This is a genomic window from Leptospira limi (assembly GCF_026151395.1).
Classification (GTDB): Bacteria; Spirochaetota; Leptospiria; order Leptospirales; family Leptospiraceae; genus Leptospira_A; species Leptospira_A limi.
Window position 1 is genome coordinate 1,662,051 of sequence record NZ_JAMQPV010000001.1, and the last position, 11,771, is coordinate 1,673,821.

At 40.2% G+C, this 11,771-nt stretch carries 15 protein-coding genes; 12 read left to right on the plus strand and 3 right to left on the minus strand.

All coding sequences use genetic code 11. The features are described from left to right. Positions 1-16: 16 nt before the first annotated feature. On the minus strand, positions 17-1,015 hold the full coding sequence (gene sppA, locus ND812_RS07665) for a signal peptide peptidase SppA (RefSeq protein ID WP_265358463.1): 999 nt from the start codon (positions 1,013-1,015) through the stop codon (positions 17-19). A 55-nt stretch (positions 1,016-1,070) separates the two neighbouring features. Between sppA and ND812_RS07670 the strand changes: the two genes are divergently transcribed. Next, positions 1,071-1,967, plus strand: coding sequence for an aldose 1-epimerase (locus ND812_RS07670; protein WP_265374965.1), 897 nt, complete (start codon positions 1,071-1,073; stop codon positions 1,965-1,967). 60 nt (positions 1,968-2,027) lie between these two features. Then, entirely contained in the window at positions 2,028-2,237 is a 210-nt protein-coding gene (locus ND812_RS07675; protein ID WP_100718732.1) for a hypothetical protein, read from the plus strand. Here ND812_RS07675 and ND812_RS07680 read toward each other — a convergent pair. Next, a complete protein-coding gene (locus ND812_RS07680) occupies positions 2,188-3,036 on the minus strand; it encodes a hypothetical protein (protein ID WP_265374966.1) in 849 nt (282 codons plus the stop codon). The genes ND812_RS07675 and ND812_RS07680 overlap by 50 nt on opposite strands. A 34-nt stretch (positions 3,037-3,070) precedes the next feature. On the opposite strand from ND812_RS07680, the gene ND812_RS07685 reads away from it, so the two are divergent. The 5 genes from ND812_RS07685 (at position 3,071) to ND812_RS07705 (ending at position 7,110) form a co-directional block, all read left to right on the plus strand. Further along, positions 3,071-3,835: an LOG family protein gene (locus ND812_RS07685; protein WP_265374967.1), complete on the plus strand. Its 765-nt coding sequence runs from the start codon at positions 3,071-3,073 to the stop codon at positions 3,833-3,835. Between the two features lie 18 nt (positions 3,836-3,853). Beyond that, a complete protein-coding gene (rpmB, locus tag ND812_RS07690) occupies positions 3,854-4,138 on the plus strand; it encodes a 50S ribosomal protein L28 (protein WP_100718729.1) in 285 nt (94 codons plus the stop codon). A 23-nt stretch (positions 4,139-4,161) separates the two neighbouring features. Beyond that, positions 4,162-4,812 carry an endonuclease III domain-containing protein gene (locus tag ND812_RS07695; protein WP_135604815.1) on the plus strand — a complete coding sequence of 217 codons (651 nt, stop codon included), beginning with the start codon at positions 4,162-4,164 and terminating at the stop codon, positions 4,810-4,812. Between the two features lie 793 nt (positions 4,813-5,605). Continuing rightward, the gene (locus tag ND812_RS07700) at positions 5,606-6,517 is read left to right on the plus strand and encodes a UbiA-like polyprenyltransferase (RefSeq protein WP_265374968.1); all 912 of its coding nucleotides are present in this window, start codon (positions 5,606-5,608) and stop codon (positions 6,515-6,517) included. Beyond that, positions 6,514-7,110, plus strand: coding sequence for a UbiX family flavin prenyltransferase (locus ND812_RS07705; RefSeq protein ID WP_265374969.1), 597 nt, complete (start codon positions 6,514-6,516; stop codon positions 7,108-7,110). Before ND812_RS07700 ends, ND812_RS07705 begins: the two co-directional genes overlap by 4 nt. On the opposite strand, the gene ND812_RS07710 is transcribed toward ND812_RS07705, so the two are convergent. Further along, a complete protein-coding gene (locus tag ND812_RS07710; RefSeq protein WP_100718725.1) occupies positions 7,094-7,507 on the minus strand; it encodes an acyl-CoA thioesterase in 414 nt (137 codons plus the stop codon). The two genes, ND812_RS07705 and ND812_RS07710, sit on opposite strands and share 17 nt — an antisense overlap. Positions 7,508-7,573: 66 nt before the next feature. Between ND812_RS07710 and pyrB the strand changes: the two genes are divergently transcribed. The 5 genes from pyrB to ND812_RS07735 are packed head-to-tail and all read left to right on the plus strand — an operon-like array spanning position 7,574 to position 11,759. Next, positions 7,574-8,506 carry an aspartate carbamoyltransferase gene (pyrB, locus tag ND812_RS07715; RefSeq protein WP_265374970.1) on the plus strand — a complete coding sequence of 311 codons (933 nt, stop codon included), beginning with the start codon at positions 7,574-7,576 and terminating at the stop codon, positions 8,504-8,506. After that, a complete protein-coding gene (locus ND812_RS07720; RefSeq protein ID WP_100718723.1) occupies positions 8,499-8,867 on the plus strand; it encodes a DUF2203 domain-containing protein in 369 nt (122 codons plus the stop codon). The genes pyrB and ND812_RS07720 overlap by 8 nt, the downstream gene beginning before the upstream one ends. After that, positions 8,851-10,077: an LL-diaminopimelate aminotransferase gene (locus tag ND812_RS07725; RefSeq protein WP_100726387.1), complete on the plus strand. Its 1,227-nt coding sequence runs from the start codon at positions 8,851-8,853 to the stop codon at positions 10,075-10,077. The genes ND812_RS07720 and ND812_RS07725 overlap by 17 nt, the downstream gene beginning before the upstream one ends. Before the next feature lie 52 nt (positions 10,078-10,129). Further along, positions 10,130-11,119, plus strand: coding sequence for an adhesin OmpL37 family surface protein (locus ND812_RS07730; protein ID WP_265358459.1), 990 nt, complete (start codon positions 10,130-10,132; stop codon positions 11,117-11,119). A 1-nt stretch (position 11,120) separates the two neighbouring features. Further along, positions 11,121-11,759 carry a hypothetical protein gene (locus ND812_RS07735; RefSeq protein ID WP_135604808.1) on the plus strand — a complete coding sequence of 213 codons (639 nt, stop codon included), beginning with the start codon at positions 11,121-11,123 and terminating at the stop codon, positions 11,757-11,759. The last annotated feature ends 12 nt before the right edge of the window (positions 11,760-11,771 follow it).

Sequence of the window (11,771 nt, forward strand, 5' to 3'; positions counted from 1 at the left end):
TAGGTAACCTTAAAATTTAGATATCCCAGAGGTATAAAAACTTCGAGTTCGTATTTGTTCCAAGAAGTTTATCAGCGATACCAAATGAAATAGGATTTCCTTTCACGTCAGTTGCTTGGTAAATATTTTCCACAGGTACTTTTCCTCTTTGGTAAGTAACAATACGAGGTGATCCTTGTGGGTTGCCTTCATACTTAGGGTGTTTCATGAGTTCGATTACAAAATTATCAAAATAACCGATAAAATCAATCATCCCTTCTTTCTGTGCTTGTTCCGCTGTGAAGATCCTTCCATCACAAATTTCTTTGAGTCTGGATTCAGAAACTTTAGGTCTGCCTTTTTTCACAACATCAAAAAAGCGAGCATACAAACTATCAATGATTGACTGTAAAATTTTTCTTTGTTCCGCAGTCATTTCTGTTGTAGGTGAACCAAGGGCTTTGTTTGGACCAGAGGTAAAGGATTGGTCTTTCACTCCAATTTTGTCTAAACCTTCTTTCACATTGATCCCCGACATGATCACACCAACAGAACCTGTAACAGTTGTTGGGTGGGCACCTATGGAATCTGTTGCCATTGCAATGTAATAAGCACCACTAGCAGCTGTATCCATAAATCCTGCAAAAACAGGGATCCCTTTACGTTCTTTGAATTTTTTCACTTCTTGGTAGATGATGTCACTTGCCGTAACAGTTCCACCAGGAGAGTTGATTTTTAAGATCACACCTTTGACATCAGGGTCTCTCTCTGCACGTTTGAGTGATTCTTTCACTCGGACGACCATCGAATCAGAAGAAGGTCCAAAAAAGGATTCTTTTCCTTCATCAGAAATCATCCCTTCGATTGAGATAATTACGATTTTTTCTTGATCCTTTCCAGCAATGAGTTTCTCTTCGAATTCAGACTTAGCTGTTGGAGGGAATAAATTCATACTATTCCCAATGACACATGATTCTGTAAAAAGAATCGAAAGAAGAACGACGGAACTAATTAGACCAAACTTTCTTAAAGGCATACAAACCTTTCTAAGATGGCAAACTCTGACTTCAATCATTTTTGGGAGATAAATCTTGCACCAACTGAAAACAAAATACTCTAGTTTTGGGACAGAACCCACTGGAGGGGGGCAATGGTTGCATTTGAATCTCCATTCTCCCGTAGATGGCTCTACAGTCTCTGTTGTTGCAGGCCATAAAGCCCCAGATCCATTTTTTGCCTCAGGTTCGTTTTTGATGTTCCCCTGGGTCAATCGATTGGAACCAAATCCATGGGCGAGAGAGCCATTTTATCCCAGTATCCATTGGTTGACAGATGGGAACGGAATCCCACTCCATGGGCTATTTCATAACCTACCAAGAACCATACTTTCCGATACACAAGGGGACTTGGAATCCACTGTCAAATTTTCCATGGACATTCCGGAAACTTGGGAAGGGACCTTACTTTCCAAAATCCAAGTGACGGAAGTGTACCAACTTTCCCCTTCAGAACTCAAAATCATCTATGAATTAAAGAACCAATCAGAAGAAGAATTTCCCTTTTCACTTGGAATCCATCCCTATTTCCGTTGGAACGAAGAAGAAAGTATCGATGATCTATTTCTCATCGGATCTGGATTCCACCAAATCAAACTGGGAGATTACCTTTTACCGGAACGCGTATTAGGTGGTGAGTTGTTACTCAATGGTGAGTTGCCACTGATGGGAAAAAGTTTGGATGATTTGTATGGAGCGACTGGAAATGAAACTCCTTACATTGGTCTTTTTTCGATGAACAAAAAGGAGAAGTTACTTATCTCAGGTGGGAACTTTTACCAAGTATACACTCCACAAGATAGAAGGTCAATTGCGATTGAACCGATGACAAGCACTGGCAATTTTTTACATTTCCCTGGTGCAAATCCTAGTCTAATCAAAGCACATTCCGAAAAAAAAATCGAATTTTCGATTCGTTTGGATCAATTCTAAAAAAAAATATTCTCTTTATCGAACAAACTGTCTAACAAAAAAAAAGAGGATAGTTCCCCAATGTCAGATGCCCTAGTGAATACTTGTAAACAAATTAGTAAAAACCTTTTGGAAATCAAATATTTCGCAGAGAAAAAAAACACTAGTAGAACTTCTGTTTACCGAGCTTTACAAGACCAAAAAATCAATGAAGTAGTGATTGGAAAAAATTCACGTTTCATTATTTTAGATGATGCTGCGAAGAAATGGAAACCTGGTAGACAGGCCTAAATTCAAATTCTTCTCCATGTAAGTTGGATTCAATCCAATCTGTTGTTTCTCCTTCATTCCATTGGTTCCAAATTTCATTTGGAATCAGCGATCGGATAGAAGTTGGGACCAGTGGTTTTAATCCAAAAAAAGGTAACAAGTATTCGTCAGTTTGGTTTTCGAATAGATAACCTAAAAAACTAAAATAAACCTTACCTAAGCTTTTGTCCAAATGAGTGTCTCTAGTTTTGATGTAACACTCACCAAATTTTGGGTAAGGTGCTTTAAACGTTTTTTTATGAAATCTGTATTGGATTCCCTTTAAATACCCAAGCCTGAGTATCAGTTTGGATGCCCCCGAAACCATTTGTAAATGGCGATGTTCGATTGGGCTATTGAACCCATCCATATCCAAACTGGCATTCACAATGATTACATTGCCTAAATCTAATTGTAAAGGTTCCTTCCACCATTGTTCTATGGATTCCCAAACCTTTGGTTTGGTTTTCGGCTTTGTTTTATTTTCGATGTTTGATCGTAAAATGTCTGTTAAGTGAGACTTCTTCTTTTTTCCAAATGACTTGGGAAATAAAAAAAAGGAAATCGAATCCAAAATTGAGAACGCATACAAAAAATCGAAGGAAACACTCGAATGAGACAATGCTTCTGGTTTGGTTTTCCATGAAGTGACTTGGTAGGGAAAGAAGTTCTGAAATCCCGATTCTTCCCAATCGAGAATCCTTTTTTGTAATTTGGTTTCTACCATAGGGAGATGTTCTAAGGAAATCGAGAGTTCAAATGTTTTTGGGAATTTCCACATCTTTTATACCAATCGGTCGATCTATGATAACAAGATGAATGATTTAGCCTTTGAGAATCAAAGTTTTTTATGGGGAAATGAAGCAGGGCCGATACGGATCCTTTCGGAATACCTACATCCCAAGGCGGAGTTCAATGAACATGGAATTACCGATACCATTGTTGTTTTTGGTTCTGCGAGGATCCCGTCTCAGGAAAAAATCCAAACCGAAAATCCTTCTCCCTTAGAAGGTCTTAGCCCATACTACGAAGAAGCCAGAGAATTTTCCCGATTGATTTCAGAATGGGCAGAAGTTTTAAAGTTGGATGTCCCGAATCGGAATTTGCTCATTTGCACAGGAGGTGGACCTGGGATCATGGAAGCAGGGAACCGAGGTGCCAAAGAAGCAGGGGCAAAATCGGTTGCGTTAAACATCGTCCTTCCTCACGAACAACACCCGAATCCGTATGTGAACAAAGAACTTACGTTTGAGTTTCATTACTTTTTTATGCGTAAACTTTGGTTTATGAAAACATGCCGAGGGATGATTGCATTTCCTGGTGGATTTGGGACCTTTGATGAATTATTTGAAACCCTTACCCTTGTCCAGACTGGAAAAAAAAGTAGGATTCCCATCCTTCTCTATGGAACTAAATTTTGGACGGAAGTGATCAATTTCAAAAAATTAGCGGAGATGAAGCTGATTTCGGAAGAAGACCTCCATTTATTTGGATTTGCTGACAGTCCAGTTGAAGCACTTCGATTCTTTCAGGAAAAGATTCGTTTCGAATTGACCCATTCTGAGGGTACAAAAACATAGCGAAACAAGGTAATAATTATGGCTAGAACATGTGTAGTAACCGGAAAAGGAACAACGGCAGGGAACAACGTATCCCATTCTCATAAAAAGAATCGCCGTATCTGGAAGGTGAATGTGATCACAAAAAAAATCTTCTTGGAAGACGAGAACCGTTGGGTTCGCGTTAAGATTTCTACACGTGCTTTGAGAACCCTTCGTAAAAAAGGTTTGAAAGTGGCAATCAAAGACCACGGCGGTGATATCTCCGCAATCACTCCTAAAAAATACGTAGGAATCACTCCAAAAGCACAACCAGCAACTTAAATCTCAGATTTCGTTGTTCTGGATTGAAACGATCCAAAAAAACTCCCAATATCACCGAAGTATACCGTCTCCTTGAGGCGGAATTCGGTGTCGTCGAAACCCCCCTTACATTTACAAAACCTTATGAGTTGGCAATCGCTGTCATCCTCAGTGCACAGTGTACGGATGAACGTGTAAACCAAGTCACCCCCGAACTCTTTCGTACCTTTCCGACTCTTGAGTCTTTTGCGAAAGCACCTTTATCTGCGATTGAGAAAAAAATCTTTTCCACTGGGTTTTATAAAAACAAAGCCAAAAGTATACAAGGTTTTGCAAAAATGGTGTTAGCAGAATTTGGTGGTGAGATTCCTAAAACAATGGAGGAAGCAATCAAACTCCCTGGCTTCGGACGGAAAACAGCCAATGTGGTGCTTGCTGAAATTTATGGAGTCGTGGAAGGGTTTGTGGTGGATACCCACGTAAAACGATTAACCAAACGACTTGGTTTCACAAAAAAAACTGATCCCGTACAAATTGAACGGGAGATGATGAAAATTACCCCTAAGGAAATTTGCCGAAACCTATCTCTTTACCTAATATTTCTCGGTCGTAAGTACTGCCAGGCGCGCCGGACGTTTTGTTCGGATTGTCCACTTTCTTCCCTATGTCCTTCTTATTCGGAGTCGGTTTCATAAGGCCTTCTTCTGTTTCTGATTCCTTTCTCTGTTTCCAAGACCGATTGCGGTCTGTTAAATTGATGGATTCTACTTTGTAATCCAAACGGATTAAGTTTCGTTTGCGATAGTATAAATTTAAAGTACCAAGTTTTCCGTAGTCTTTTGGGCATTCCACTTGGTGGACATTGGAAATGTAACGAAAACTTGCCTGTGGTTTCCCTTCGACGAGTAAAAAGATTGGGAGTTCGGGATTGTTTTGAACTGAGATGAGAGGGATTTTGATTTCTTCTTCTGGACTGACATATACGATCCAACCGTCAAAGTCATCAGTGTTTTTCGCATTTAAGAGCCCGTCTATGGAACCTAAACCGAGTTTGACGGGGCCATGGTCCATTTCGATGGTTTTTGTCAGGTTAAATCCATCGAAGGGGAATTCTAATGGTTTGTCTTTGGGTGAAAAAGGGTACAACATGTACCCTTTTCCTCGTTTCAGATCCAAATCCATTTTTTCCCGTTCCACAAAACCGAGTAGGGCACTGAGTCCCCCACGTCCTTCCTCATCCATTTTTGTGAAAAGTTCCTTCCCACAGTGAAAAAACATACGTAAAGGTCGGTCTTCCAGACTTTCATGGGCGAAACTGGAAGAAAGTGAAAGAAAGTATCCAATTGTCAAAATAGACCAAAGGTTTCTTCCAAGAAAGGAAAGACGGATATTCATATTTTGTGACCTTGGTTCTAAGAACGGAAGAATTCGAAACAGAATGAACCAAAAAACCTGATCTCTGTCTAAACTAAGTGCAGAAAGGATGCCATGAACTTCTTCAAAAATCTATTTCTTTACGCTAAAATGGTTAAATTTTCCCACACACTTTTTGCTTTGCCTTTTGCTGGGATCAGCTTTGTCCTCGCTTACCTCGAGTCGAGTCTCGATACGGGTGATTTGCTGCGGATTGGAGCTTTGATCCTTGTTTGTATGGTCAGTGCTCGTAGTGCTGCCATGGGTTTCAACAGGTATGTGGATTCAGAAATTGATGAAAAAAATCCCCGCACACAAAACCGAGAAATCCCTGCTGGAAAAATTTCCAAAGTATCGGCGTTACTCTTCATCGGGCTTTCCGCTTTCATTTTTATCTTTGCTAGTTTTTTTGTGAACAAACTGGCTTTCCTACTTTCCTTCCCGGCACTCTTCATTTTGTTTTTGTATTCTCTCACCAAACGATTTACCTTGTTTTGCCATTTGGTTCTCGGTTTTGCGATCTCTCTTGCGCCACTCGGTGCTTGGATTGCTATCACAGAAACAGTGAATGTAGTTCCCATTTTATTTTCACTAGGACTCTTATTTCATATTTCCGCATTTGATGTGTTATATGCCATTCAGGATATGGATTTTGATGCCAAAGAAAAACTCCATAGCATTCCTTCCAAATTAGGGGAAACCAAATCCCGTATCATTGCTGTTATCTTACATACTCTTTCGTTTGTATTTTTTATCCTCGCAGGGATTAGTGCCGAACTTGGGTTTATGTATTTTTTAATCCTCTCTGTGATTGGGATTTTGGTGTTGTATGAACATAAAATCTCTTACCAATACAAACAAAAGGATCTCCCTCTCATTTTTTACCAAATCAATTCCTGGATCAGTGTGGTTTTGTTTTTGGCAATCCTCTTTGATAAATGGAATGAGTTTTTACTGAAGATTTCCTCTGGAATTAGTTTTCGATGAAACTCGTTGTGGGCCTTGCGGGTGCAAGTGGTAGCATTTATGCTGCTCGATTTTTAAAAGCATTGTATGAGATCGAAGGGGAAACCTACATCACGGCAAGTCCCGCATCCTTACGTATCTTTTCAGAAGAATATGAAACAATGGTGAAAACCACTGAAGATATTTTGTCTTTTGTGGAAGAGAAGTGGAAGGTAAAACCCAAACACAAATTCCATGTTCGTAATTTTTTTGATATCGGTTCTGACATAGCCAGTGGTTCCAATGTTTGGGATGCCATGGTTGTGATCCCCTGTAGTATGAAAACAGTGGCATCGATGTCTGCAGGGTTAACGGAAAACTTAATCGAACGAGCCGCCGATGTGACCTTAAAGGAAAGAAGGCGTCTCATTGTAGTCCCGAGAGAAACTCCCTACAACCGCATCCACCTCAGGAACATGTTAGCTTTAGATGAAGCAGGGGCCATCCTCTTACCTGCATCCCCTGGATTTTACCAAATGCCAAAAACTTTGGATGACCTTGGTGATTTTATCACGGGGAGGATTTTTAATCTAATCGGTCTCCCCCAAACTCTGTTCCCTAAGTGGGAGGGGTAAAGTTTCTAAAATACGCAGTTGGTTTTCCATTTTCACCTAAGCATACGTAGGTGATATCACTTTCGATGACGGCGGCCATTTTCCCTGTTTGGGGGTGGTTAGTAATGGCAAGAGTTCTTGAGGTGATGGAAGATTTTCCATATTTTACAATCTTTCCATAAATTTGGATGATGTCACCTGCCCGCGCTGGGGAACGAAACACCACATTGTCCATACTCATCGTGACGATATTGGTGTACCGAATTTTGTTCATGACATACATCGCCATTCCCTCATCAATCCAGGAGAGCATTTTCCCACCAAAAAGATTGTTATGGTAGTTTAAATCGTCTGGTTGGACCAAGTGTTGGGTGACTAGTTCCATATCCCGCAGTTTGTTCTGAATTGTCTCGACCATAAATACCAAAAAATATGTTTTCGATTTATTCGATACCAAAAACCCTAGAGAAAAGATTTCCGCCCTATGTATGAATACTCCCACAAAAACATTTTAGACACCTTACAATTTTCCAAAGAAGACCTCAATTTCCTAATCGAAAAAACAAATCGAATGAGTGCCCTACATGAATCGGGAAAGGCGTTTGGGATCCTTCACGGGAAACTCCTTGCTTCCTTGTTTTTTGAGGCAAGTACCCGCACTCGGATGAGTTTTGAAGCTGCTATGGAAAGACTTGGTGGAAGGCTCATCTCTACGGTGGGGTTTCAGTTTTCCTCTATCTCCAAAGGGGAAACTTTGTATGATACCATGAAGATGATTGAAGCCTATTGTGATATTGCTGTGATCCGCCACCCCGTCGAAGGTTCTTCTCGGATTGCCGCAGGTGCTGTGAACATCCCTGTGATCAATGCAGGAGATGGGGCAGGGCAACACCCCACACAAGCACTTCTCGATTTATATACTATCTTTTCGGAAAAGAAGAAAATAGATGGGTTAAACATTGCTTTCATCGGGGACTTAAAGTATGGACGGACCATCCATTCGCTCATCAACCTCTTACGCCATTATCCAGTGCATTTGTATCTCATCAGTCCCGAAGAATTAAAACTCCCTGAAAAGTACAAAAAGAACTTAGAAGGGTTTCCTATGACTTGGGAAGAAACAACCGATATCAAAGCAATTTGGGATGCAGATGTTGCGTATGTGACAAGGATCCAGGAAGAAAGATTCCCTGATCATAGAGAGTATGAAAAACTAAAAGATATCTATAAAGTGAATAAGGAACTTGTCCTTGCTTCCAAAAAAGACACAACCATCCTCCATCCACTCCCTCGTGTGAATGAACTATCCACTGATGTGGATGATTTACCAAATGCAGCATACTTTCGACAGGCGAAGTATGGAGTTGTTGTCAGAATGGTTTTACTCTGCTTAAGTCTTGGTGTCAATTTTGACTAAAAAAATTTGGACTTTGGAAGAAGCGAGGGAAATCTTACCCCTTGTCCGTGATATCACAAAAGAATACTATGTTAAGGCAAGTGTTCTCGCAGATGATGTGCGAAACAAAATGTTACCAGAAAATGTTTTGGAATCCAAAGAAGAAGAAATTGGAGATATCATCAAACATTGGACAAACGAAATCTTAAATTTGAAAATTGATGTTAAGGGATTGTGGCTCGTAGACTTCGATCATGGCAATGGATTTTACTGTTGGACTTGGGGCGAAGAAGATGTGTTATACGAACATGGTTATCATGAAGGATTTAGATCGAGAAAACTCATAGAGGAAAATAAAGAAGAAAATGACTCAGATAAATGAAAACTATTTAAAATTAAAAGCGGGATATTTATTCCCTGAGATTGGAAGACGTGTAAAGGCTTATTCCGAAGCCAACCAAAATGCAAAAATCATCCGACTTGGGATTGGTGACGTAACTCTACCACTCGCACCAACCATTGTCAATGCCATGGTAGATGCAGCAAAAGAGATGGGAAGTGCAGGTGGATTCCATGGGTATGGACCGGAACAAGGGTATTCCTTCCTCATCCAAAAAATCATCGCTCACGATTATACTGCACGTGGAGTCCAAATCGCAGAAGACGAGGTATTTGTTTCTGATGGATCTAAATGTGATTGTGGAAACATCCAAGAGATTTTTTCCCTCGATAGTAAAATTGCCGTCGTAGACCCTGTGTATCCAGTATATGTGGATACCAATGTAATGGCAGGAAGAACTGGCGAAGTGGGACCTGATGGACGTTATGCGAACATCATTTATATGCCAGCGACGGAAGAAAATAATTTTGAACCTGATTTTCCAAAAGAAAAACCAGATATCATTTATCTTTGTTATCCGAATAACCCAACAGGAATGGTCGCAACGAAGGCCCGTCTTACAGAATGGGTGAACTATGCTAAAAAAATGGGAAGTATCATTCTATATGATTCAGCGTATGAATCTTTTATCCAAGACAAAGAGATTCCAAAATCCATTTATGAAATCCCAGGAGCCAAAGAAGTGGCAATGGAATTTCGTTCCTTCTCCAAAACTGCAGGGTTTACGGGAACACGTTGTGCCTACCTTGTGATCCCGAAAGACCTAAAAGGAAAAACAAAATCAGGAGAAGAGGTGAGTTTTAATTCGCTTTGGAACAGACGCCACACAACCAAATTCAATGGTGTATCGTATGTCACACAGAAAGGGGCGGAAGCTGTGTTTTCCACCCAAGGACAAGTAGAGATCAAAGAACAAATTTCCTACTATATGGAAAATGCAAAACTCATTCGCGAAGGTCTTGCTAAGGCAGGTTACAAAGTGTTTGGCGGAACGAATGCTCCATACATTTGGCTAAAAACCCCACGGGGACTTAAATCTTGGGAATTTTTTGACGAACTCCTTGGAAACGCACAAGTGGTAGGAACTCCTGGATCTGGGTTTGGACCGGCTGGGGAAGGGTATTTCCGTCTTTCTGCCTTTGGAAAACGGGAAGACGTCATTTCTGCCATCGAACGCATCCAAAAAATGTAAAATTTAGTCCTGGTTTTTTCCATAGCTCCGATATATAAAACAAGGTAGAGCTATGGGAAAATGGAAATTCATCCTCTTTTTTGCAATGGTTGTGGGACATATCTCCCACATCAATGCAGTATCTCCAGAACAAACGAATTTGGGGATTTTGATCTTTGAAAACAAAGAAAACTTAAATTTTATCAATGTGGCACTCAGTAATTTGGCTCCTTCACAAGAAGAAGCACAAAGCACTGCCCAACCAGGAACAACCCAAACCCCAGATCCTTCCAAAAAGAATTTGGATTTTGATTATTTCAAACTCCTAAAAGCAGCAAACCAATCTGACTTTAGTGGAAACATGTGGTACTTACAAAGTAATTATGTGTATGGATTCCGCCAACTCAGACAAGCCCAAGGGGAACTCAAAAATATCTTTGAAATCGTATTACAAAAATACATCGAAGATGCAAGAGCACTTTTGGAAGCAGCAGCACCTGCCATCATCAGATCAAATGATAGCAACGCAAAAGCTTTGTTACGTTTAGGTTTTCGTGACCTTCGTTCCTCAGAAGATCTTTACACAACTGGTCTCAATTCAAGCCCTCACCAATACCGTTATAAACTTACGCTCTACAAAGAAGGGATTTTAACACTTCGTCGTGCAAAACGTTTTGCAATCCTTGCGATGATTTATAGCAAAACTCCAGATGAGGATAAACCTGAATACCAATACCGTTCCAATGAAGACCTAAAAGAAGCTCGTAACGAAGAAAAACAACGTAACTACGAAAAGGTGAGAGATACCCTCATCAACTTCATTGAAAACAAACGTATGGAAAGAACTGTTGTCCCTCCAGGAAACCCAGATGCAAAACCATTGGATTTACTAGAACAACATGATGATAACTACGGTTTCATCACTTCTAAAAAATTAGATCTACTGCTTGAAGCTAATGCACAAATCAAAGAGACGGAAGGGGCAAGACGTGAATCAGTTCCTCCAACTCCAAAATTTGATGAAAACGGCAAAGCGATTTATCCGGAAGAAAAGAAGAAATAAAATGAAGTTTTTTACAAGTGTGATTTTACTTTCTTTTTCGTTAGGACTCGTTGCCAAAAGTACGATGTCTTACCGGGAAAGGAAAAAACAATTGGATGGTAAAATTGCACTTGTATTAGAGCTGAAAGAACACCTTAAACTTGAACCTGAAGTAGGAAAATCTTCTGTTGAATCCATTCGTGACCAAGTAGAAGAAACCTACCGCGTAGGAAAACGTGCGGAAATCGAAAAAGTTTTAACCCTTGCGGAAGGTGAGATCCTCATCACACAACGAAAACTTTGTATCCCCATGGAAGAAGTCACAACTGGGCTCTACCAAAAAGCCATGGGGCATTGGATCCAAATGGAAAATGACGAAAAGTCTGGGTCGAGTCGATTGGAGTGGGATACAAAAGATAAAATCCAACGTTATTTAGTGATGGCAAAAAGTGAAAAAGACCATGCAAAAGAATACTTTTTGTCTGGAAATTACCAACTTTCCCTACATACCTACAAACGATCGCTAGTGTATAGTTTACTTACGTTACGTACCCAAAAATCAGAAATTCCAGAAACCTACCAAAGTGCAGATACCGCATGGGTGCAACCCATTTGGATGAACCTCCACAAACAAAAGCAAAACTCCATCCAAGAAAACTAAAAAATTTTCATT